Raw genomic sequence first — 21,940 nt, 5'->3', positions numbered from 1 at the left:
CGAGGCTCGCCGGGCCGCGGCATTGGCTGCGGCCGGGCGTCAGGGCGCCACGGCCGACGGCACCCGGATCGAGGTCTTCGCGAACCTTGGCAGCCTGGGCGACGTCGCGCCCGCGCTGGCGCAGGGGGCGGAGGGCTGCGGGCTGCTGAGGACGGAGTTCCTGTTCCTCGACCGCGCGGACGCGCCTGACGAGGATGAGCAGGCGGCGTGCTACGGCGGGATCGCGAGGGCGCTGGAAGGGCGGCCGCTGATCGTGCGCCTGCTCGACATCGGCGGCGACAAGCCTGCGCCGTACCTGCCCATCGCTGCGGAGGAAAATCCGGCACTGGGGCTGCGCGGCATCCGTATCGGGCTGGCGCGGCCGGAAGTGCTTTCGACGCAGTTGCGGGCCATCCTGCGCGCGGCCTCATCGGGCGATATCCGCATCATGGTGCCGATGATCGCCCGCGTGGAGGAATTGCGCGCGGTCCGCCAGGTCCTGATCGCGGAGGCCGAGAGGCTTGGCGTCGCTGTTCCGCAACTGGGTGTGATGGTGGAGACACCCGCCGCCGCAGTCATGGCCGATCTGCTCGCAGCGGAGTGTGATTTCCTGTCGATCGGAACGAACGACCTTACGCAATATACGCTAGCCATGGATCGCGGAAACCCGGCGGTTGCGGATGGGCTCGACGGGCTGGACCCGGCGGTGCTGCGCCTTGTCGCTCAGACTTGCGCCGGCGGGAGCCGCGTCGGCAAGTGGGTCGGGGTGTGCGGCGGCCTGGCCTCCGACCCGCTGGCGGTGCCGCTGCTGGTCGGCCTCGGCGTCGGGGAACTGTCCGCCGCGCCGGGGCAGGTGGCCGAAATCAAGGCAACGCTGGCTGCAGTGACGGATGCGGGATGCGCAGCGCTGGCACGCGCGGCTCTGGAGGCGGCGAGCGCGGCCGAGGTTCGCGCGCTGGCGCTTGAAATGCTCAGGGAGGTGGGACTGTGAGGGGCTGGACGAGATCGCTGGGCCAGCGGCTGCAGGGCCTCGGCCGCGCACTGATGCTGCCGATCGCGGTGCTGCCGGTAGCGGCGCTGCTGCTGCGCCTGGGCCAGCCGGACCTGCTGGGGCTGGAGTTCGTGAGCGCGGCGGGCAATGCCATGTTCGCCAACCTTGGCCTGCTGTTCGCGATCGGCGTGGCCACCGGCTTCGCGCGGGACGGCAATGGCGCCGCGCCGCTGGCGGGAGCCGTGTGCTTCCTTGTCGCCAGCGAGGGCGCGCGGGCGCTGCTGGCGATCCCGCCGGAGGTTACCGCCGGCGTGGCTGCGAACCTGCAGGCGGCCGTCACGGCGGCCTGGAGCCAGTCGCAGATCGCGCGCCTCTCGGTGCCGATCGGGATCGTCTCGGGCATCGTCGGGGGGAGCGCGTACAACCGGTTCCATAATTTCCGCGCGCCTGAATATCTGGCGTTCTTCGGCGGGCGGCGCTTCGTGCCGATCGTCAGCGGGACCGTGGGTGTCGTCATCGCCGGGATCGTAGGCGCGGCGTTCCCCGCCGTGAACAGCGGCATCGACGGGATAAGCCGTCTTGCGCTGGCCAGCGGCGAGTGGGGCCTCTTCGTTTACGGCCTGCTCAACCGCCTGCTGCTGGTCACGGGCCTGCACCACATCATCAACAATGTCGCGTGGTTCGTGCTGGGCGATTATCACGGCACGACCGGCGACCTGCGGCGCTTCTTCGCGGGCGACCCGGACGCGGGCGCATTCATGACGGGCTTCTTCCCGGTCATGATGTTCGGCCTGCCCGCGGCCTGCCTCGCGATGTACCGCTCGGCCCTGCCGGAGCGGCGCAAGGCGACCGGAGGCATGCTGCTGAGCCTGGCTGCGACCTCGTTCCTGACCGGGGTGACCGAGCCGATCGAGTTCAGTTTCATGTTTCTCGCGCCCGTGCTCTTCGTGGTCCATGCGGTGCTGACGGGCGTGTCGATGGCGTTGATGTCGGCGCTGGACGTCCATCTCGGCTTCGGGTTTTCCGCGGGGCTGTTCGATTACGTGCTCAACTTCGGCAAGGCGCAGAAGCCTCTGCTGCTGTTGCCGGTCGGCCTGGCCTACTTCGCGGTCTATTACGGAGTGTTTCGCTGGGTAATCCTGCGTTTCGACCTCAAGACCCCGGGCCGAGAAGCAGTCGCAGGCATGGCCGAGCGGCGCGAGCGTCCCGCCGGGGAGCGGGGGCTGGCTTTCCTCGACGCGCTTGGCGGCATGGAAAACCTGCGCGAGATCGGGGCATGCACCACGCGCCTTCGCCTTGTCGTTGCGGAGCAGGGCTTAATCGATGAGGCGGAACTGCGGGCGCTGGGCGCCAAGGGCATCATCCGGCCTTCGGCGTATGGCCTGCAGGTTGTGCTCGGCCCGATCGCGGACGCGGTGGCGGACGAGATCCGCGCTGCGGCACACGGCGGGGCAAGGGCTCCTGCTGCCGCCGCGCCTTCGCCGAAAGTCGAGGCGGATGGGACCGAGGCGTTCGATCCTGCCCGACTGCCTGCGGATGTACGCAAGGCAATCGGACCCGACGCGGCGATATGGGCCACGCACGGGCGTCTTCTCGTAGATGCCTCCGCGAAACCGGACTTTGAAGCGCTGGCAGGCCATGGGCTGCGGTGCGGCGCGTTGGTGGGCACGCGCTGGCATCTCCTGTTCGAGCCCGCCGCAGTGGAGCGCTGGCGCTCGCCGAGCTGAGGCGAGGACGGCAGGGCAAGTATTTTCGATACCAATGCGATACTAATGATATTGGTGTTGTCCCGATCCCTTTCCCGGCGTATCGCCGGGACATAGAGGAGAACTATGGCAGCCGTGGACAAGATCGGCCCGCTTCGCGACAGCGAGACCGGCCCCCGCTACATGCGCCTCCAGCGGCTCATCCGTGACGCTATCGAAAAGCACCGGATCGCGGTGGGGGCGGCCCTGCCGACCGAGCGCGAACTGGTGGAGGAATACGGCGTCTCGCGCGTCACCGTCCGCAAGGCGGTCGATGGTCTGGTGGACGAAGGCATGCTCGAGCGGCGGCAGGGTGCGGGCACCTTCGTCGCCGCGCCGCGCGCATCCGATCAGGGCCAACGCGTGGAAAAGAGCTTCTCCATCATGACCTCCTTTTCCGAGGACATGGCCGCGCGCGGCCGAAAGCCGACCAACGTGTGGATCGACCGCTCCGAAGGCGTGGTGACGCCGGACGAGGCGATGCTGCTCGGTCTGTCGCCGGGCTCGCGAATCCTGCGCTTCAACCGCATCCGCTGCGCCGACGGCGAGACGATGGCGATCGAACATGCCGTCGTCCCGGGCTGGGCGCTGCCCTCGCCCGAGGTGGTCGGGGATTCGCTCTATGCCGCCCTCGATGCGGAGGGTCACCGGCCGGTGCGCGCGCTGCAGCGGCTGCGCTCGGTGGGTTTCAGCCCGGAACATGCCGCAATGCTCGGTATCTCGGCCGGCGATCCGTGCCTTGCCATCGAGCGCCGCGCGTTCCTGCCCGATGGCCGTCTGGTCGAGGCGACCAACTGTTACTACCGGGGCGATGCTTATGACCTCGTCGTCGAACAGGGCGATTACTGACCCGAACCTGTAATAATATCGCTTCCCACTTCGCATCGAAGCGCCTAAGGCGCGCTCCATCCCCGGGGGGCCGCTCATGCGCGGCTGAGAGGTGGTCAGCAGACCACGACCCGCTGAACCTGATCCGGTTGACACCGGCGTAGGGAGGGCTGGCGGCAGGTCCGTTATCCCTCCGAGTGGAGTGGACGCGAGACTATGACGGGCAATTTTTCGTATCTTTGTGGCGCGGCGCTGGCATTCCCGGCCCTATTTACGGCGGCGTTCGCGGCGGCTCCGGCGCTGGCTGACGAGGCCGATGCCTCGCCGATCCAGGTCATCGGTCATGCCGACCCCGAGGGCCTGCTGCCCGACCAGACCGAACCCAAGGCGGTCAGCGCGATCTCGTCCGAGTTCATCGTCAAGCAGGCACCGACGTTCAACGCCTTCCAGCTGGTGAACCTGCTGCCCGGCGCCAATGTATCGATGAGCGACCCTTACGGGCTCTCGGCCAGTTCCAGCCTGACACTGCGCGGGCTGGGGCAGGACCAGATCGGCGTGCTGATGGAAGGGGCGCCGCAGAACGACATCGGCTATTACAACGCCTATCCCTCGCAGTTCGCCGATGCCGAGAACGTGCGTCAGGTCAGGCTCGTGCAGGGCGGAGCGGACATCGACGCGCCGGTCGTCGCGGCGGCGGGAGGTCTGCTGTCGCTGACGCTGGACGATCCCAAGGAGCGGATGGGCGGGCTGGTCAACCTGTCGGTCGGTTCGTTCGACGAACGGCGCGTTTTCGCGCGCTTCGATACTGGCGAGATCGGCAATACCGGGCTCAAGGCCTTCGTGTCGTACTCCAACAACCGCGCCGACAACTGGCGGGGGCCGGGCTTCGACAAGCGCCAGCATATCGACGCCAAGTTGCTCGCTGAATGGGGTGAGGGCAACCGGGCCAGTCTGGCCCTGTCGTTCAACGAGGCCGAGACTACGGGCTATCCGGCGCCGACGCTGGCCGACTGGCGCGCTTACGGTCGCGGTTTCAATTACAGCGCGAAGTATACCGAGGGCGATACCGGGTACTGGCGCCTTTACCGCGCGCCGTTCCGTAACCTCTACGCCTCCGCGCCGGTGCATCTGAACTTCGGCAGCGGCCTGACGCTCGACAGCACCACGTATCTCCAGTTCGGCTACGGCAATGCGCCTTACGGGACGCAGTTGACCACGACCGGCAATTACCTCGGCACCGAGGAGCTGACGCAGCCGGTGGAACTGCCGGGCGCCGTGGACGGCCTCGCCACGGTGATGGGGAACTGGACCGGCAAGCAGATGCGGACCGGCAACGTCAGCAAGCTGACGCTGGAGGCCGGCGCGCACACGATCACGGCGGGGCTCTGGTTCGACTACGGCACGGACCGCGTGCAGCAGACCTACACCTCGATCGGTGCGGACGGGCAACCCTTCGACAAGTGGGGTTATCCGAGCAAGGCTATCCGCACTGCGGACGGCCGCCTGCTCGCTTACGAGAACGCGCGTACGGTCACGGTGACCAAGGGCTTCTTCGTCGCCGACAGCGTGACCGTCACGCCGCGCCTGACCGTCGATGTGGGCTTCAAGGGCGTGGATTTGCTGCGCAATGGCCGCAACCATCTGCCGGGGCCGCAGGACAAGGTGCATACCGACAGCTTCGCGGCGCTCCCGCGCGCGTCGGTGCACTACAAGCTGGACGAGCGGCAGCAGCTGTTCGCCAACGTGACCACGAACTTCCGCACGCCTAACGAGTTCGCGCTCTACAACAGCTACTACGGCGGCGAGGTGGTGCAGCAGGGGACTTCGAACCTCAAGAACGAGTACTCGGTTTCCGAGGAACTGGGCTATCGCTATATCGGGCCGAGCCTGTCGTTCTCGCTGACCGCGTTCCATTATCACTTCCGCAACCGGCAGGTGGCGACGGTGATCAATAGCGGCGGGGCGCTGGTCAATTCTACGGTCAATGGCGGCAGTCAGACCAGCTACGGCCTCGATGCCGAGATCGACTATCGCCCGGCCAAGGGCGTGAGCATCTACGCCTCGGGCGAATATCTGCACACGCGGCAGGACGACGACCTGGCCATCGGCGGCGACTATCTGCCGACGAAGGGCAAGCGCGCGGTTTCGAGCCCCGAGTTCCAGTTTGCCGTGGGCAGCACCTATGACGACGGGCGCCTGTTCGGCAGCACCGCGCTCAAGTACGTTGGGCGGCAATATTCGTCGTTCATGAACGACGAGAGCATCAAGGGCTATGCGACGCTCGACCTAGCGATCGGTGTGCATCTGGCCGGGCTGATCGATGCGCAGCGCATGGACTTGCGGGTCAACGCGATAAACGTGACCAATCCGCGCGTGCTTTCGGGCGTGTACTCGGTCAGCAGCAACACGCAGGACACGGTGGGTCGGGGCGGCACGGTGATCTCCGGCTCTGCACCCGCCTATTACATCGGCGGCGGCCGGGCGGTGGTGGCGACGCTGTCGCGCGCGTTCTGACATGAGCGGCGCGGTGTCTCGGGCGGACCATCTCGTGCACGGGATGGGTACGGAGCTTGAGGCGCCCGTCTGGCCCGCGATAACGGAGGCCGAGGCGGAAGGCGTTCTCGCGCACTTCCCGAAAGTCGGGCGACTGGAAGCGCTGCGCTGGCATTCCCCTCGTCCGTTCTCGGCCGCGACGCTGGTGGAAGCGGGCGGGGAAACGCTGTTCCTCAAGCGCCACCACCGCGCGGTGCGCTCCCCCGCCGCGCTGGGCGAGGAGCACGCCTTCATGGCACATCTGCGGGCGAAAGGGCTGAGCGTGCCCGATGTCATGGTGACGTCGGACGGCGGCGGAGCGGTGGCGCAGGGGGAATGGACGTACGAACTCCATCGCCGGGTGCCGGGCATCGATCTCTACCGCGAGCGGCAGTCGTGGACGCCCTTCCTCTCGCATGATCATGCTTTCGAGGCTGGCGTCGCGCTGGCCCGGCTGCATGCGGCTTCGCGTGATTTCGCAGCCGAGGCGCGAGAGGATCGTCCGCTGGTCGCCAGCTTCACCATCGTGCCTTCGTCCAACCCGCTCGCGGCGGCCGAGGCTTATTTGGCAGCACGGCCGGCTCTCGACGCCTACCTCGATGGCAAGTCATGGCGCCGTGAACTGGCTCGACTGTTCGATGCGCTGGGCGAGGGAATTGTGGACCGGATCAAGGGTCGGCCTACCCTATGGACGCACAACGACTGGCACCCTTCCAACCTCTTATGGTCCGTTAGGGGCAATGTGAGTGCCGTTATAGATTTCGGTCTGGCGACCCGTACTTGCGCTATCCACGACCTCGCCACGGCGATCGAGCGAACGGCCATTCCCTGGCTGGAAATCGGCGGAAATGCGGGCGATCCGCAGGCGGCTCGGGCATTGATCGCGGGCTACCGGACGGTCCTCCCGCTGACCGGTGCGGATGTTCATACGATCGCCTATCTGCTGCCGCTGGTGCATGTCGAATTCGCCCTGTCGGAAGTCGATTATTTCGCAGGAATCCTCGCCGATCGCGGTCAGGCCGATCTTGCGTGGCAGGACTATCTCATCGGCCATGCGGAGTGGTTCCTGTCCCCGCCGGGACGCGATTTCCTGAGCCAGCTGGAGCGTGCAGCCTGATGTCGATACTGGAGATCGTCGCCGTCGTCGTCAGCTTCCTCGGCATCTGGCTCACTGCCCGCCGTTGGTTGCTGTGCTGGCCGGTCAACCTGTTGGCCTGCGCCTTGTATTTCAAGGTTTTCCTCGACGTGCGCCTTTATTCCGACATGGTGCTGCAGGCGCTGTTCGGCGCGGCCATCCTCTATGGCTGGGCTGCATGGACACGGGGCAAGGCGGATAGCGGAGACATCGTCGTCAAGCCGCTGTCACCCTTGGGCGCTGCGGCGGGTCTCGGCGCCGGGGCGGTCGGTGCCGCTGCCATAGGCTGGCTCGCCAGTCGCTACACGGACGCCGCCTTGCCGTGGATGGACGCGGGGCTGAGCAGCTTCAGCCTCGTCGCCCAGTACTGGACGGCGCGGCGGCAGTCGGCCAGCTGGCTGCTGTGGATCGCGGTGGACGTGCTCTACGTCGGCATGTTCGCGTTCAAGGACTTGTGGCTGACGGCGGGGCTCTACGCCGCGATGGTCGCTCTTGCCGTGCTCGGCTACCGGCGCTGGCGGGCAGCGGCGGCACGGCAAGGGCGAGCCGCAGCCTGATAGGCACGCCGTCACCGCCTTGGGCTCGAGATAGGTGCGAAACCTTCTAGCCTAACTTGCGGCCCCAGCTAGGTCGTCCGCGTTCGAACAGGCGCCGCTCTGTCGGGAGCGCTCACGGCCGAAATCACGGTGGCGCATACGAGGTCGCCGATGACGTTGAGGGTCGTGCGGCACATGTCGAGGAAGCGATCGACGCCGATGATGAGGCCGATGCCTTCGGGCGGCACCCCGACGCTGCCCAGGATCAGGGCGACCACGGGAAGCGATCCTGCAGGAACGCCCGCAGTTCCGATCCCGGCCAGGATGCAGATGACCATCACGTAAAGCTGCTGCCCCAGGCTCAGGTCCACGCCAAAGAACTGTGCGAGGAACAGCACGGTCACGCCCTCGAACATGGCGGTGCCGTTCTGGTTGGCGGTAGCCCCGATCGTCAGCACGAAGCGCGCCACCTTGTTGGGAAGGCGGAGTTCCTCGTCTGCGACGCGCAGCGAGGTGGGCAGAGTGGCGTTGGAACTCGCGGTCGAGAACGCCAACAGGCTGACTTCGCGGGTCGAGCGGAAGAAGGCGATCGGATTCCTGCGCGCAATGAAGGCGAGGAGCAGGGGGTAGACGCCAAACATCTGCAGGCCCAGCGCCAGCAGCACGACCCCCGCGAAGGCCGCGAGCTTGCCCAGCAGGTCCCATCCGAACTGCGCCGAGAGATTGAACATGAAGCAGAAGATCGCGATCGGCGCGAGCTGGATGACGATGCCGATCAGTTTCATCGCAACCTCGAAGACGCCTTCGATGGCATCCTTGAGCGTCTCCGTGCGCGGGCTCTGCACCAGCAGGAGGCCGATGCCGAAGAACAGCGCGAAGAACATGACGGCGAGGATGTCGTTCTCGCTCATCGCGGTGATCACGTTGGAAGGCACCAGCGCCAGCACGGCATCGACGCCGGTGGTCGATTTCGCGGAAGTCTGCAGGATACTCCCGGCCGAATCCGCACCCCTGGCAAGCAGTTCCTGCGCTGCCTGCCGGTCCACCCCCTCGCCTGGCCTGAGGATGTTCACGAGGGCGAGGCTGATGGCGACCGCGATCCCCGAGACGATCAGCGTATAGACCAGCGTAGCCACGCCGACCTTTCGCAGCGCGCGGATCTCGCCCATCTCGGCAATGCCGATGACCAGCGCCGAGAACAGCAGCGGCAGCACCAGCATGAACAGCAGGCGCAGGAAAATCTGCCCGATCGGCATCGTCACATATTCGACGAGGGGTGCGATCCAAGCGGCATCGGGCGCAAGCGTGTAGGTCAGCAGCCCCGAGCCGAGCCCGAGCACGAAGCCTGCGAGGATGCGAAGCTGCAGCCGCTTGTGACGCGTGCGACCGGGCGCGCTGTCGGAGGTTTCGCTGGCCTGATCCATGCCTTCGGTCTGTCTCCTGACGTCGCGTGCCTTTTGAGAGACAAAGTCCGAACCCGGCAAACGTTGCCTCAGGCCGGGAACATCACCGGCGGGGTTTCAGGCGTCCAGGGCGGTACGCGAACCATTGCAGCCTCGAACAGTGGGGATGCGAGATGGCGAGCGAGCCAGTCCCGCACGTTGAGCGGGGCATTTTCGGCGAACCAGTCCGCATCGACCGCTGCGAACTGTCGGACGAAAGGCATGACCGCTGCGTCGGCCAGTCCGCGCGATGCGCCAGAGAGGTTTGCGGTACGATCGAGCCGAACATCCAGTTCGCGCAGGAAATCGAGGCCCCCGGCGCGGTGCCGCAAGGGGTCTCCGCCGTGACGCTCGGGGTACTTGTAGCGGTCGAGGTCGTGCTTGAACGGTCCGTCGTTGACGGCGATGAGCGCGGGATCGTCGCGCTCAAGCCAGCCTTCGGGATCGTTTGCGCCCAGCACCCGGCGCATGATGTCGATGCTCTGGTCGATGACTTCGCCCTCCGGCACGACCATCACCGGAACCGTGCCTTTCGGCGATATTGCGAGCATCGCCTCTGGCTTGGCGGAGAGCTTGACTTCCCGCAGTTCGCAGCGCGTCTCGCTCACGATCACCGCGAGCCTCGCCCGCATGGCATAAGGGCAGCGGCGGAAGCTGTAGAGGATCGGAGCGGGCACTGCGTCAGTCGCCGGACATGAGGCGATAGGCGGCGGTCATCAGTCGATCGACGTCTTCCGGGCTCAGCACATATTGCGGCTCGTATTCGAGACCGACGCGCCGCGATCGGCGCCACTCGTCGGCGTAGAGGCCCTTGTCCGGCCCGAACACCGAATGGACATGGCGGGCGAGTTCGGGGCGGCAGTCGGCAGAGCGCGCGAGCCCGAAGATGGCGACATCTACGACATGGGCGCCGACCATGATCCACAAATGGCCGTTCCATGCGGGCTCACCCCCGACTTCTCCGAAGATTTGCGGGCCATCGAAAGGCCGGCGGTCGCCCTGAACCGGCATGCCGTCGATGCTCAGCGTACCGGCTACCAGGACGACGGGTGCGTCAAGACGGCGTTCGAGTTGCACCGCAAGTGCCGTGCTCAGCAGCATTCCCGAACCGGCCTGCATCGGGAAGACCTTGAGCAGGTCGGCGGCCGTTGCCGCGATGCGCGCTTGGTCGGCCTCGGTCCATGCGTAAGCCTTGAATGCCTTGGCGGTGGCCCAGCCATGGGTGGCGGCGACGCGCTGGCCAAGTTGGGCGAGGTCTTTCACGGGAGGCATGGCATTCTCGGCAGGAGAGGACGGGGCTTGGCCCATAGGCCAGTCAAGCCGCCCGGCTCAAGCCCGTCCGGCGTAGATCATCCGTCCCTTGCCGAGAAACCGGAAGACATCGTCGAGCTTGTTCTCACCCACCGCGAAACAGCCCTGGCTGCGCCCGAGCTTGCCGTGCGCGCGGATCATGTCGTCATTCGCATACCACGCGCTATGGACCACGACCGCGCGGTCCAGCGCATTGTTGTTGGTCGTATCGAGCCCGATCAGGCGCTGCGAACGGCCATGCTTGCCGACGTAATAGTCGTCGGTGAGAAAGGCGCCCTCGCTCGACGCATTGGAGCCGAAGGCGTTCGAAAACCGCTCGGCAAAGCCGGTATGGTGCGGGTCGGAACCCGAGCCGTGAGCGACCAGCAGCTTCGAGGCCTTGCCATCGATAACGTCGAGAAAATGCATGCGCATCTCGGAAGATGGCGCGTCGAAATCGACTATCGCGATACGATCATGGGCCTTGATCAGCTTCGAATGCCGATCGAGCGAGGCGAGCGCCTTGCGCAGCAGCTTGGGATCGACGGTGGAGAATGCCGAACGCGGAGCGGCGGGACGCGCTTCGACCAGCTTCGGCGGTGCCGGAATACGCACGGGCGCTGGCGGCGCCAACGGCCCGAGCGATCTCGAGGTGGACTGCGCCAGCGCGCCGATTCCAACGGCCGCGCTTCCGGCCATGAGCATACGCCTGCTCAATCGGGAGGATTCTTCCGTCATGAGCCCGATATGGGGTTTATCGAGGAAACTTCAAATCGGACCATATCCGTTACGGATATGCGTTGGGGCATTTTCGCAAGGGCTTTTCAGATCGAGCGGCGCGGATCGCTGCCGTCCCAGGCTGCCGCCGCGTCCTTGATCATGGCAAACAACTCGACCATCGGCGGCAGCGGTGCGATTACCTCGATCAGAGGGCTGAGGCCGTTGCGCGCGGTATCGAGATAGGCGAAGCGCGACAGCGGCAACCGGCCTTCCAGCAGCACGGGCACGCCGTCCGCCCGTGCCTGTGCCAGCGTGGCCTCGTAGTCATCGATCCAGGTGCCGTAGTGATGCACGCCGCTTTTGCCGCTTTCCAGGAAATCGCGGTAGGTGGACGGCGCCGCGCCGGGCTGGATCAGTTCGATCATCGTGTCGCCGCTGTAGCTGATCGAGACGCCTCCGAAGATCGGTTCGTCCAGCGGCGCCGGGCTGTCGGCGACGGAAAGTTCCTCGAAGGGAAGGGGAATCGGGAAGTCGTAGAACGGTCCGACTCCCATCGATTTCGTCCAGTGCTCGACCGCTTCGTCGAGGTCTGGGACGACGTAGGCGATCTGGAAAATCCTGCCATAGATGCGGCTCATCTCGGTCACTCTCCCGCTATGCCGCGTTCCCGCGTCCGGTCGGCACGGGTGGTCGCGATCCTTCTTGAAAAACATTCATGACTGTTTTCTACTGAATGTCCACCCCGAGGGTGAGTCGGACATGAGAGACGGCCGCCCGGTGGATCCCAGAGGAGAGGGATGACCATGATGAAGCTCGATTTCGACGACTGGAACATCCATGTCGGCACGCCGCATCCGTTCAACGCGCGCGTCTCGCCCGCGATCGACAACGGCACCGAGCGGCCCGACCCGCGCCGCTACCACGACCGCGCCTTCATGCGCGAGGAGTGGGAGAAGGTCTTCGCCAGGAGCTGGCTGCTGGCCGGGCCTGCATCCGACATTCCGGAGTCGGGGGACTTCTTCACTTTCGATGTCGGTCCCGAGAGTTTCATCGTCGTGCGCGGCGACGACGGCGCGATCTATGCGCACTACAACGTCTGTCCGCATCGCGGCAGCCGCCTCGTGACGTCGGACTTCGGCTCGCTCGACCGCTTCACCTGCCCGTTCCATTCGTGGAAGTTCGACCTCGAGGGCCGTAACGTCGCGGTCACCGATCCGGAGACGTTCCGGCCCGAAGTGCTTTGCCACGACCGCAATCTCACTTCGGTACGCTGCGAGGTGGCGGTGGGGCTGGTGTTCATCTGCATGGACCCGCAGGTCGAGCCGCTGAAGCAATGGCTGGCGCCGATCCTGCCGCATCTGGAACTCTACGACATCGACCGGATGTACGTGGTGCAGCACCGCCGCTCGGACTGGGGCGCGAACTGGAAGGGCGGGGTGGATGCCTTCGCCGAGATCTACCACCTCCATGCCGTCCACCCGCAGACGCAGTGCCTGATGGACGACCGCACCCAGATCGACCTCTGGCCCGGCGGTCTATCGCGCCAGTTCGTGCCCTTCGCGCAGCCCGCCGCGCGCTACGGCGATCAGGAGACGGTGAACCCCGGCATCCAGTCGATGCTGCGCGACGCCGGGATCGATCCCGAGACGTACGACGGCACGGCCGCCGAAACTCGCCGCGCGGTACAGCAGGCCAAGCGCCGCCGATCCGCAGACCTCGGGCTCGGCTATGAGCGGTTCAGCGACAGCCAGCTCAGCGATTCCGTGGTCTATGGTCTGTTCCCCAATGCCCAGATCGGCTGCCATCCGGAGGCTATCTTCCTCCACCGTTTCCTCCCGCATGCCAGCGATCCGAACCAGTTCACGTACGACACCTGCATTCTCTACCGCCATGTCGATGCGCCCGGTTACAGCGCTCCGGCATGGATGGGGTTGGGCGAGGACACCGACCTTTCCGGCGCCACTCGGCCCGAGATCGTCCACACCGGCCTCGGCGAGCCGCCGGGGCTGGGCGAAGTGCTGGACCAGGACTCCGACCTCCTGCCCATCGTGCAGGCGGGCGCCCGCTCGCGCGGTTTCCGGGGACCGCTGTGGAGCGAGCAGGAAGGCCGCCTGCGCCACTTCCACGCCGAACTCGACCGCCGGATGGAGGCAGGCGCATGAACTACGATCCGCGCAGCTGGACCGTCCACAAGGGCTCCGATCACCCGTTCGACCAGCCCGCCCCGGCGATCGACAACGGCACTGCACGGCCTGATCCCGCGCGCTACACCTCGCCCGAATTCTTCGCCCGCGAGCTGGACGAGGTCTTCGCCCGCACCTGGCTGCTCGCCGCGCCGTCCAGCGATATTCCCGAGCCCGGCGACTGGGTGAAGTTCGATACCGGACCGGAGAGTTTCATCGTCGTGCGGCAGGCGGACGGCTCGGTAGCGGCGCACTACAACGTGTGCCCGCACCGGGGCAGCCGCCTCGTCACCGGAGAGATGGGCAGCCAGGACAGCTTCACCTGTCCGTTTCACTCGTGGCGTTACGGGATCGACGGGCACAACCAGAAGGTGACCGACGCCGAGACCTTCCGCCCCGAAGTGCTCTGCCATGGCACCGACCTGACCTCGGTTCGCGCGGAGGAAGCGGCGGGCCTCGTGTTCATCAACATGGACGAAGGCGCGCGGCCGCTGGCCGAGTTCCTCGCACCGATCCTGCCGATGCTGGAGACTTACGGCATGGACCGGATGCACGTCGTCCAGCATCGCCGGTCGGACTGGGCGGCGAACTGGAAGGGCGGAATCGACGCTTTCTACGAGAGCTATCACCTTCACGCGATCCATCCGCAGACGATGGGGGTGATTGACGACCGCACGCACATCGACCTCTTCCCGCACGGCCTCTCTCGCCAGTTCGTGCCGATGGCCCAGCCCAACTCGCACTTCCCGGATCAGGAGAGGATCAATCCCGGCATCGCCATGCTGCTGGCCGACGCGGGCGTCGATCCGGACAGCTTCACCGGCACCGCCATGGAAAGCCGCTCCGCGGTGGCCCATGCCAAGCGGGATCGGGCGGCGCGGATCGGGCTGGACTACTCGCACTTCTCCGATGCGCAGCTGACCGATGCGACGATCTTCGGGATATTTCCCAATACCCAGATCGGCTGCCACCCCGAGGCGGTGTTCCTCCATCGCTTCAAGCCGCACGCCAGCGATCCGGAGCAGTTCACCTACGAAACCACCATCCTCTATCGCCACGTCGATGCCCCTGGCTACGGCGCGCCGGGCTGGATGGGGCTGGGCGCGGAGGTCGACGTGACGGGCGCGACGCGGCCCGAGGTGGTCCATACCGGGCTCGGCGAACCGCCGGGTATGGGCGAGGTTCTGGATCAGGACTCCGACCTGCTGCCGATCGTTCAGGCGGGCGCGCGTTCGCGGGGATTCCGTGGCCCGCTCTGGGGCGAGCAGGAAGCCCGGCTAAGGCACTTCCACGTCGAACTGGACCGTTGGCTGAAAGGTTAGATAGTACAAATGTTCCGGTTATGATCCTCTGACGGATTGACACCCGGCGCGGCGGCGGCAAGGAGGCGCGGATGGAACAGCCTCTCTATCGCCGCATGATGCCGTCGCCGGTGGGCGAACTCACGCTGGTGGCCGGCGACGCCGGGCTGGTCGCGGTGCTGTGGGAGAATGATCGGCCGGACCGGGTTCCCCTCGGGCCGCTGATCGATGAGGAGCATCCGGTTCTGGCGGCCACGCAGACACAGCTGCGCGAATACTTCGCGGACGGTCGGCGCGTGTTCGATCTGCCGCTGGATTTCCGGGGCACGGAGTTCCAGCGCAAGGTCTGGGCCGCGTTGCTGGAAATTCCCTTCGGCGAAACGCGAAGCTACGGCGAGATCGCGCGCGGGTTCGGCACTCCGGGTGCAAGCCGCGCGGTCGGCGCGGCGAACGGGCGCAACCCCATCTCGATCATCGCGCCGTGCCACCGGGTAATCGGCAAGAGCGGCAACCTCACCGGTTTCGCTGGCGGCATCGAGGCGAAAGCCTGGCTGCTGGCGATGGAGGAAGGGCAGCCGCTCCTGCTCTGACCGGTCAGAACGGCCTGATCGTCACGCCGTTGTCGATGACAAGCTCCGCGCCGGTGATGAAGCGGGATTCGTCCGAGGCGAGAAACAGCACCAGCGCCGCCACGTCCTTGGGATGGCCCGGCGTGCCGGGAGGCAGGACGCCGTCCGGGATTTCCTTCGGCTTGTCGAGGCGGCCTTCGGCGGTCTGCACCATCGGCGTCTCGATCGCGCCGGGATGCACCGAGTTGCAGCGGATCTTGTAGCCCTTTTCCTGGCACATCACCGCGACCGACTTGGTCATCGCCCGCACCGCGCCCTTGGCGGCGGAATAAGCGAAGAAGATCGGATAGCCGAGCAGGGCGCCGGTCGAACTCATGTTGACGATGGAGCCGCCGCTCCCCTTGTTCATCAGCGGAATCGCATGCTTACAGCCCAGGAACACGCCGTCGGTCATGATCGCGCTGACCCAGCGGAACTGTTCGAGCGTGGTATCCTCGACGTCGGCGCTGAGCACCACGCCTGCGTTGTTCACCAGCACGTCGAGTCTGCCGAAGCGCGCCTCGATCTCCTGCATGACGGCGATCCACTGCCCTTCGTCCGCCACGTCGAGCGCCATCGCCAGCGCGCCGCCACCGATGCGGTCGGCTACGGCGAGCGCGGTCTCCAGCTTCACGTCGGTGACGACCACGGTGGCGCCTTCACGGGCGAGCGCCTCGCAGTCCGCCGCTCCCAGCCCCGAGCCGCCGCCGGTGACCAGCGCGACTTTGCCTTCAACCCGGCCCATGTCTCTCTCCATCCGTTGTTTTCTAAAAACAGAGCAGTCATTCCCGTGAAGGCGGGAACCCATCTCCTGACGGTGCCTGTTGCACGCTCATCAGTTGGGTCCCCGCCTTCGCGGGGATGACGGGAAGAGGGAGCAGGGCTACGCCGCCCCGTCCTCGCTGAAATATTCCGGCATCCCGGCGGGCCAGATAACGCCCCACTGGGCCTGCCCGCCGTCCATGATGATGAGGTCGCCATTGATGAACCGCGCCGCCGGGGAGGCCAGGTAGGCGATCGCCTCGGCCACGTCCCAGGCGTTGCCGCGCATCCGCATCGGGTTGGCCTTGTGGAAGCGGGCGAGCGCTTCCTCCGGGTACATGCGGAAGCCCTCGGTCTCGATCACGCCGGGGCCGATGCAGTTGACGCGGATGTTCCACTGCGACCACTCGGTGGCAAGCGTCTTGGAGAGGTAGATCACCCCCGCACGCGCCGCACAGGTGTGCGCCGCCTGCGGCATGCCGCGCTCGACGTTGGCGACGATGTTGACGATGTTGCCCGGCTTGCCGTCCTCGCGCCAGCGCTTGGCGGCTTCCTGCATCATCCACCAGGTCCCGTTGAGGTTGGTGTCGATCACCGCCAGCCAGCCCTTGCGGGTGAAGTCTATGGCGTCCTGTGGGAACTGCCCGCCCGCGTTGTTGACCAGCGTATCGAGCCCGCCGAAGTGATCGTGGACGGTGCCGATCAGCGCCTCGACGCCTTCGGGATCGCGGATGTTGGTCGATACGGCGAGGACTTCGCTGCCGACCTCCTCGCGCACAAGGTCCACGGTGGTCTGCAGCTTTTCCAGGTCGCGCCCGCAGATGGCTACGTTGGCGCCCAGCTTCGCTGCCAGGAACGCCGCCGCCTTGCCCATGCCGCTGCCCGCGCCCGTAATCAGCACCGTCTGCCCGGCGAGCATGTCGTCACGGTAGATCGTGGACTGCGCGCGCAGCGCCTCTTCGTCGAGGCCGCGCGCCGGACGGTCCGGGCCATCGTCTTCGGGGCGGAACACTTTCGCGGTGTAGTTGCTGGGCGCGTTCAAATCTCTTGTCCTCACGAATCGGGACAGAGGCCGACTTGCGCCGCGTTGATCCTCTGCCCGCCACCACGGTAGCGGCGGGCGATCAAAAAGACAAACAAGATTGTTTTTACGAGACGGCGACGCCCTTGTGCCACGGCATCAGCGCGCGGATCTGGTTCTCAAGATGGGTCAGCATGGCCGGGACCTTGGCCTTGTCCATCGCGCCGGTCTGCACCGCGATGGCCATGCCTTCGAGGATCGTCTGGGACAGGTTCATGGCCATGTCGAACTGGGCCGGAGCATCGCGCCATTCGGGGAAAAGGGCATCAGCCTGCGCGTTGAAGCGTTCGCGGAATTCCTCCTGCAGCGGGAAGAGGATCGCGCCGAGGTCCTTGTCGGTGCGCGCCGCCACGGCAAGTTCGTGGAAGGCGATGAACGCGGGTTTCTGGACCTGCGCCCAGTAGACTTCCACCAGCGTATCGACGTCGTGCTCCTCCGGCTTCTCGGCGGCGCGGCGGAAAGCGCGCAGGCGCTTCTCGTGCAGTTCGATGATGGTCGCCTTGATGAGCGCGGCGCCGTTCTCGAAGTGGTGCATCATCGCTCCGCGAGACAGGCCCGCCTCCTCGGCCACGCGCGGCGTCGTGGTGTTGGCGTAGCCGTGCTTGACGAGGCAGCGCACCGTCGCGTCGATCAGCCGCGCGCGCGTCTGTGCCGCCTTGGTCGCCTGCAGAGTCGTGCCGCCATTCTTTGTGGGAGACGCCTTGGGAGCGGCGGGCTTTGCAGTGCGGGTGGTGCGCGTGCGCGAAAGGGCCATGTGATTCGCCTGGAAAATGCTGTCGGCAGTGATTGCGGATTCAATCCGCTTACGCTCTGGACCGCCCGTTAGGCAAGCACCCGAAGGCCCCGGATCGCGGCCATTCCTGCGGATATCGCCCCGCTGGCATCACCTTGCCACACCTGTAAACAAAACAGACATGACTGATTGTATTTTTCCCGCCGCTTGATAAGCTGGCGTCAAACACAGTTCGCATGATCGGGCGCTTTGCCGCGCGATCTGATAAGAGCACAGGACATGGGAGAGCGGGAATGGGCGATAGGCCGATCCTGACTATGGGCGAGATGGTGCGATCCTCGGCAGGCAAGTTCGGGGACCGCGATGCGATCGTACTGCCGGACCGGCGGCTGACGTACACCGAACTGAACGAGGCGGCGCGCAGCTGGGCGCGGGCGTTAGTGGCGATGGGCGTGAAGCCCGGCGACAACGTCGGCCTGCTGCTTCCGACTTGCGTGGACTTCATCACCGCGTTCTATGGCATCACCATGACGGGCGCAGTCGCGGTGCCGGTCAACGCGCGGTATCAGGCGAGCGAACTGGGCTTCGTCGCCGCCGACGCCGATCTCGTGACGATCATCACCATCGGCAAAGTCGCCGACGGTCTCGATTTCAGCGCACGTCTCGAAGCGGCGCTGCCCTCGCTGACGCAGGCGGAGGATCCCTGGGCGCTTGCCTTGCCCGAGGCGCCCCGCCTGCGCAGCATCGTGTGCCTGGACGACCGGTGCGCGCCTTACCTTGTTTCCGCCCGCGCGGCGCTGGGGGCGGGGCTGGAGACGCCCGAGGCCGAAGTGGATGCGCGGATCGACGCCGTCTCGCCGCAGGATACGGCGATGATCCTCTATACTTCGGGCACCACGGCCAATCCCAAGGGCGCGATGATCAGCCACCGCGCGCAAGTGGCGAACAGCCGCAATCTCGGTGTGCGCTACGAATGCACCGGCGAGGACAAGGTCTGGTCGCCGCTGCCGATCTTCCACATCGCCGGCATCCTGCCGATGACGATGATCCTCGACCTTGGCGGCGTCTACATGACGATCCCGCGCTTCGATGCCGGGGTAGGGCTGGCGATGCTGGGCAAGGAGGGCGCGACGATCGCCTATCCCAGCTTCGTCACGATCATGCAGGACCTCATCACCCACCCGACCTTCAAGGATACCGACCTGTCGAAGCTGCGGGTGATGAACTCCAACTTTGCGGTCCAGCCCGAATGGATCAAACTGGCGGTGGCCGAGGCCATGCCGCACACCATCCAGGTCGGCACGTACGGGCTGACGGAAGGCGCGGGCACCGTCTCCACCAGCCGTCTTTCCGACAGCTACGACGTGCGCACCGGCCGCTGCGGGGTGCCGCTAGACGAGTGGAAGGTGCGCATCGTCGATCCCGAAACCGGCGAGGATTGCGGGCCGGGAGAGCAGGGCGAGATCGTGCTGGGCGGCCCGAACATCCTCAAGGGCTACTACAACGCCCCCGAAAAGACCGCCGAGGCCATCCGGGGCGGCTGGTTCTTCTCCGGCGACATCGGCTCGATCGACGCGGACGGCAACGTCATGTTCCATGGCCGTACCAAGGACATGCTCAAGGTCGGCGGCGAGAACGTCGCGGCGGCGGAGATCGAGGCCATGCTGCAGACTCATCCGGCGGTGAAGCTGGCGCAGGTCGTCAGCCTGCCGGACGACCGCTACTCCGAAGTCCCTGCCGCCTTCGTCGAACTCGCCGAGGGCGAGAGCGCCAGCGAGCAGCAACTGATCGACCACTGCAAGGGCCGCATCGCCAGCTTCAAGATCCCGCGTCATGTGCGCTTCGTCGCGGAGTGGCCGATGTCGACCTCCAAGATCCAGAAGTTCCGCCTGCGCGAAGGGCTGATCGCGGAGTTGCAGGCGGTTTGAAACCGAAAATAAAAAAGGCAGTCGTGATTGTCTTTTTTATTGCATCGTCCGGGGCGAGGGGCTTACAGTCCTCTCAAGACTTCAAGGCCGCACTCCGACTCCGCGGCCATACGGAACAAGGAAGAAGCGAATGGATCTGGGACTGGCGGGCAAGAAGGCGATCCTCGTCGGCGCGGCGCGCGGCATCGGCTACTCTGTGGCCGAAGTCCTGGCGCGCGAGGGCTGCGACATCGCACTCACCGCGCGCAGCGAGGACAGCGTCAAGGACGCCGTCGCCAACCTTTCGAAGTACGGCACCAAAGTCGTCGGCAAGGCCGTCAACGCCAAGCAGCCCGAGGAATACAAGGCCTGGATCGACTGGGCGATCGAGGCGCTCGACGGCGTCGATATCCTCGTGCCGTTCACCTCGGCCGGCGGCGGCATGGGCAGCGAGAAGTACTGGTACAACGCCTTCGAGACCGACGTGATGGGCGTGGTTCGCGCGGTCGAGGGCGTGATCGAAAAGATGACCGAGCAGCAGCGCGGCGCAATCGTCCTGCTCGGCTCGACTTCGGTGGGCGAGGCGATGGGCGGTCCGCAGGCCTACAACGCGATGAAGGCCAGCCTCGTCACCTGGGGCAAGCAGCTGGCGCTGTGGCACGGCAAGAACGGCATCCGCGTCAACGTCGTCTCCCCTGGTCCGATCGAGTTCGAGGGCGGCAACTGGGACATGATCAAGGGCACGATGGAGAAGTTCTACGCTTCCCAGCTTCGCCAGCAGCCTTCGGGCCGCCTCGGCCGACCGGAGGAAGTGGCCAAGGCCATCGCCTTCCTCGCCAGCGACGCTGCCAGCTGGTGCAACGGGTCGCACCTCGTCGTCGACGGGGGCTTCACCAACAGGACGCACTTCTGATGAAGCCGCATGTCATGGGCTGGGACCGGGCGTCGATGGACGTCAAGCGCGTCGTCGACGTGTTTCGCGTCGATCCCGAGTCCGTGGGCAACGGCACCCCGACGGAGCGTGCGCCCGATCCGGAGCTGGGCACCGACATAATCCCGGCCGCGCGCTACTACTCGCCCGATTTCATGAAGCTGGAGTGGGAGCGGGTCTGGACCAAGGTGTGGCTGCTCGGCGGCCGCTCCGACGACCTGAAGGAACCGGGCGACTATATCTGCACTGATATCGGCAAGGAATCCGTGCTGATCGTGCGTCAGGCCGACGGCTCGATCCGCGCCTTCCCGAACCTGTGCCTCCATCGCGGCAACCGCCTGCGTCCCGAGGGGCGCGGCAATGCCGAGAAGTTCCAGTGCATGTATCACCACTGGACTTACGGCCTCGACGGCAAGCTCGAGCATATCCCGGACTTGTGCACCTTCGTGCAGGGCGGCCCGGACGGCATGAAGCTGACGCCGCTGCCCTGCATCGAGTGGAACAGCTTCGTATGGTTCTCGCTCGATCCGAAGGTCGAGCCGTTCGACGACTTCATCGATCCGCTGAAGCGCCACCTCGAACCCTATCATCCCGAGCGGATGGCGTGGATGCGCGACATCACCGTCGAGTGGGACTGCAACTGGAAAACTTCGGTCGATGCCTTCAGCGAGACTTACCACGTCCAGGGCATCCACCCGCAGCTCAAGTGGTATCTCGACGACGTCAACGTCCAGATCGACTGCTACGGCAAGCACAACCGCTACCTGATCCCCTTCGCGGCGATATCCCCGCGTGTGGCGATGCCGAGCCAGATCCCGCCCGCGATCCACGAGATTATGGTGCATGCGGGGATGGACCCGGCAGAATACGAAGGCCGCGTCTCCGACATCCGCCGCGACGTGCAACTGTTCAAGCGCGAGCATGGCGCGGCGCAGGGCAAGGACTATTCCGAACTCAATGACGAGCAACTGACCGACGACTACCACTACACGATCTTCCCGAACGTGTCGGTGAACGTCCACGCGGACGACGTCATGCTGTTCCGTCAGCGCCCGCACGCCACCGACCCGAACAAGATGTACTACGACATCTGGATGTTCGGCCTCGTCCCCGAGGGTGAGGAATGGCCGGAGCGGGTCCGCCATCAGCGCTTCAAACACGGCGACAAGACCATCGGTCAGGTGCTCGATCAGGATGCCTTCAACCTGCCGACGGTGCAGACGGGCATGCAGTCGG

The 21,940-nt window shown here is 65.9% G+C and carries 20 protein-coding genes and 1 riboswitch; of the genes, 12 read left to right on the top strand and 8 right to left on the bottom strand.

The features are described 5' to 3' along the window. The 6 genes from ACYPYD_RS05815 to pnuC all read left to right on the top strand — a co-directional run. The coding region (locus tag ACYPYD_RS05815) for a putative PEP-binding protein (RefSeq protein WP_459662434.1) at nt 1–970 on the top strand (970 nt) is incomplete at its 5' end. Continuing rightward, nucleotides 967–2,697: an N-acetylglucosamine-specific PTS transporter subunit IIBC gene (nagE, locus tag ACYPYD_RS05810; protein ID WP_459662433.1), complete on the top strand. Its 1,731-nt coding sequence runs from the start codon at nt 967–969 to the stop codon at nt 2,695–2,697. The genes ACYPYD_RS05815 and nagE, both read left to right, overlap by 4 nt. 105 nt (nt 2,698–2,802) lie before the next feature. Continuing rightward, complete coding sequence (locus tag ACYPYD_RS05805) at nt 2,803–3,564, top strand: GntR family transcriptional regulator (RefSeq protein WP_008830749.1); 762 nt, start codon at nt 2,803–2,805, stop codon at nt 3,562–3,564. Between the two features lie 53 nt (nt 3,565–3,617). After that, a riboswitch (TPP riboswitch) is annotated at nt 3,618–3,727 on the top strand. A gap of 32 nt (nt 3,728–3,759) precedes the next feature. After that, entirely contained in the window at nt 3,760–6,057 is a 2,298-nt protein-coding gene (locus ACYPYD_RS05800) for a TonB-dependent receptor (RefSeq protein ID WP_459662432.1), read from the top strand. 43 nt (nt 6,058–6,100) lie between these two features. Beyond that, nucleotides 6,101–7,192 carry a phosphotransferase enzyme family protein gene (locus ACYPYD_RS05795; RefSeq protein WP_459662431.1) on the top strand — a complete coding sequence of 364 codons (1,092 nt, stop codon included), beginning with the start codon at nt 6,101–6,103 and terminating at the stop codon, nt 7,190–7,192. Continuing rightward, nucleotides 7,192–7,767, top strand: a complete 576-nt coding sequence (gene pnuC / locus ACYPYD_RS05790) for a nicotinamide riboside transporter PnuC (RefSeq protein WP_459662430.1) — start codon at nt 7,192–7,194, stop codon at nt 7,765–7,767. Before ACYPYD_RS05795 ends, pnuC begins: the two co-directional genes overlap by 1 nt. Nucleotides 7,768–7,835: 68 nt before the next feature. Here the strand turns inward: pnuC and ACYPYD_RS05785 are convergent, their stop codons facing one another. The 5 genes from ACYPYD_RS05785 to ACYPYD_RS05765 all read right to left on the bottom strand — a co-directional run bounded on the left by ACYPYD_RS05785 (nt 7,836) and on the right by ACYPYD_RS05765 (nt 11,836). After that, nucleotides 7,836–9,170, bottom strand: coding sequence for a dicarboxylate/amino acid:cation symporter (locus ACYPYD_RS05785; RefSeq protein ID WP_459662429.1), 1,335 nt, complete (start codon nt 9,168–9,170; stop codon nt 7,836–7,838). A 68-nt stretch (nt 9,171–9,238) separates the two neighbouring features. Continuing rightward, complete coding sequence (locus ACYPYD_RS05780) at nt 9,239–9,865, bottom strand: glutathione S-transferase (RefSeq protein WP_008830744.1); 627 nt, start codon at nt 9,863–9,865, stop codon at nt 9,239–9,241. A 4-nt stretch (nt 9,866–9,869) separates the two neighbouring features. Further along, nucleotides 9,870–10,460, bottom strand: coding sequence for a hypothetical protein (locus ACYPYD_RS05775; RefSeq protein ID WP_459662428.1), 591 nt, complete (start codon nt 10,458–10,460; stop codon nt 9,870–9,872). 57 nt (nt 10,461–10,517) lie between these two features. Beyond that, entirely contained in the window at nt 10,518–11,183 is a 666-nt protein-coding gene (locus tag ACYPYD_RS05770; RefSeq protein ID WP_459662444.1) for a murein L,D-transpeptidase catalytic domain family protein, read from the bottom strand. A 119-nt stretch (nt 11,184–11,302) separates the two neighbouring features. Beyond that, nucleotides 11,303–11,836: a VOC family protein gene (locus ACYPYD_RS05765; RefSeq protein ID WP_459662426.1), complete on the bottom strand. Its 534-nt coding sequence runs from the start codon at nt 11,834–11,836 to the stop codon at nt 11,303–11,305. Nucleotides 11,837–12,004: 168 nt separating this feature from the next. Between ACYPYD_RS05765 and ACYPYD_RS05760 the strand changes: the two genes are divergently transcribed. The 3 genes from ACYPYD_RS05760 (at nt 12,005) to ACYPYD_RS05750 (ending at nt 15,272) form a co-directional block, all read left to right on the top strand. Further along, nucleotides 12,005–13,360 carry an aromatic ring-hydroxylating oxygenase subunit alpha gene (locus ACYPYD_RS05760; protein ID WP_459662423.1) on the top strand — a complete coding sequence of 452 codons (1,356 nt, stop codon included), beginning with the start codon at nt 12,005–12,007 and terminating at the stop codon, nt 13,358–13,360. Continuing rightward, entirely contained in the window at nt 13,357–14,703 is a 1,347-nt protein-coding gene (locus ACYPYD_RS05755) for an aromatic ring-hydroxylating oxygenase subunit alpha (RefSeq protein ID WP_211151720.1), read from the top strand. The genes ACYPYD_RS05760 and ACYPYD_RS05755 overlap by 4 nt, the downstream gene beginning before the upstream one ends. 71 nt (nt 14,704–14,774) lie before the next feature. After that, the gene (locus ACYPYD_RS05750; protein ID WP_211151719.1) at nt 14,775–15,272 is read left to right on the top strand and encodes a methylated-DNA--[protein]-cysteine S-methyltransferase; all 498 of its coding nucleotides are present in this window, start codon (nt 14,775–14,777) and stop codon (nt 15,270–15,272) included. Between the two features lie 4 nt (nt 15,273–15,276). Here ACYPYD_RS05750 and ACYPYD_RS05745 read toward each other — a convergent pair whose 3' ends face one another. From ACYPYD_RS05745 to ACYPYD_RS05735, 3 genes are all read right to left on the bottom strand, one after another. Further along, nucleotides 15,277–16,035 carry an SDR family oxidoreductase gene (locus ACYPYD_RS05745; protein WP_008830388.1) on the bottom strand — a complete coding sequence of 253 codons (759 nt, stop codon included), beginning with the start codon at nt 16,033–16,035 and terminating at the stop codon, nt 15,277–15,279. 138 nt (nt 16,036–16,173) lie between these two features. Beyond that, a complete protein-coding gene (locus ACYPYD_RS05740) occupies nt 16,174–17,094 on the bottom strand; it encodes an SDR family oxidoreductase (protein WP_459662422.1) in 921 nt (306 codons plus the stop codon). Nucleotides 17,095–17,200: 106 nt separating this feature from the next. Then, a complete protein-coding gene (locus ACYPYD_RS05735; RefSeq protein WP_459662421.1) occupies nt 17,201–17,887 on the bottom strand; it encodes a TetR/AcrR family transcriptional regulator in 687 nt (228 codons plus the stop codon). Between the two features lie 272 nt (nt 17,888–18,159). Here ACYPYD_RS05735 and ACYPYD_RS05730 point away from each other — a divergent pair, with 272 nt between their 5' ends. The 3 genes from ACYPYD_RS05730 to ACYPYD_RS05720 all read left to right on the top strand — a co-directional run. Beyond that, nucleotides 18,160–19,794, top strand: coding sequence for a class I adenylate-forming enzyme family protein (locus ACYPYD_RS05730; protein WP_459662420.1), 1,635 nt, complete (start codon nt 18,160–18,162; stop codon nt 19,792–19,794). Nucleotides 19,795–19,924: 130 nt separating this feature from the next. Continuing rightward, nucleotides 19,925–20,686, top strand: a complete 762-nt coding sequence (locus ACYPYD_RS05725; protein WP_008830392.1) for an SDR family NAD(P)-dependent oxidoreductase — start codon at nt 19,925–19,927, stop codon at nt 20,684–20,686. Further along, on the top strand, nt 20,686–21,940 hold a 1,255-nt coding region (locus ACYPYD_RS05720), incomplete at its 3' end, for an aromatic ring-hydroxylating oxygenase subunit alpha (RefSeq protein ID WP_459662419.1). The genes ACYPYD_RS05725 and ACYPYD_RS05720, both read left to right, overlap by 1 nt.

This window comes from Novosphingobium sp. 11B (assembly GCF_054589055.1).
The sequence above is the reverse complement of the archived record's forward strand: the minus strand, read 5'-3'. Positions and strand labels throughout refer to the sequence as shown.

Excerpts from the sequence above, each read along its gene's own strand:
- ACYPYD_RS05785 (WP_459662429.1), bottom strand. The coding sequence starts at position 9,170 with ATGGATCAGGCCAGCGAAACCTCCGACAGCGCGCCCGGTCGCACGCGT.
- ACYPYD_RS05730 (WP_459662420.1), top strand. The coding sequence starts at position 18,160 with ATGGGCGATAGGCCGATCCTGACTATGGGCGAGATGGTGCGATCCTCG.
- ACYPYD_RS05725 (WP_008830392.1), top strand. The coding sequence starts at position 19,925 with ATGGATCTGGGACTGGCGGGCAAGAAGGCGATCCTCGTCGGCGCGGCG.
- ACYPYD_RS05735 (WP_459662421.1), bottom strand. The coding sequence starts at position 17,887 with ATGGCCCTTTCGCGCACGCGCACCACCCGCACTGCAAAGCCCGCCGCT.
- ACYPYD_RS05775 (WP_459662428.1), bottom strand. The coding sequence starts at position 10,460 with ATGCCTCCCGTGAAAGACCTCGCCCAACTTGGCCAGCGCGTCGCCGCC.
- pnuC (WP_459662430.1), top strand. The coding sequence starts at position 7,192 with ATGTCGATACTGGAGATCGTCGCCGTCGTCGTCAGCTTCCTCGGCATC.
- ACYPYD_RS05765 (WP_459662426.1), bottom strand. The coding sequence starts at position 11,836 with ATGAGCCGCATCTATGGCAGGATTTTCCAGATCGCCTACGTCGTCCCA.
- ACYPYD_RS05760 (WP_459662423.1), top strand. The coding sequence starts at position 12,005 with ATGAAGCTCGATTTCGACGACTGGAACATCCATGTCGGCACGCCGCAT.
- ACYPYD_RS05755 (WP_211151720.1), top strand. The coding sequence starts at position 13,357 with ATGAACTACGATCCGCGCAGCTGGACCGTCCACAAGGGCTCCGATCAC.
- ACYPYD_RS05745 (WP_008830388.1), bottom strand. The coding sequence starts at position 16,035 with ATGGGCCGGGTTGAAGGCAAAGTCGCGCTGGTCACCGGCGGCGGCTCG.
- ACYPYD_RS05750 (WP_211151719.1), top strand. The coding sequence starts at position 14,775 with ATGGAACAGCCTCTCTATCGCCGCATGATGCCGTCGCCGGTGGGCGAA.
- ACYPYD_RS05805 (WP_008830749.1), top strand. The coding sequence starts at position 2,803 with ATGGCAGCCGTGGACAAGATCGGCCCGCTTCGCGACAGCGAGACCGGC.
- ACYPYD_RS05800 (WP_459662432.1), top strand. The coding sequence starts at position 3,760 with ATGACGGGCAATTTTTCGTATCTTTGTGGCGCGGCGCTGGCATTCCCG.
- ACYPYD_RS05770 (WP_459662444.1), bottom strand. The coding sequence starts at position 11,183 with ATGCTCATGGCCGGAAGCGCGGCCGTTGGAATCGGCGCGCTGGCGCAG.
- ACYPYD_RS05795 (WP_459662431.1), top strand. The coding sequence starts at position 6,101 with ATGGGTACGGAGCTTGAGGCGCCCGTCTGGCCCGCGATAACGGAGGCC.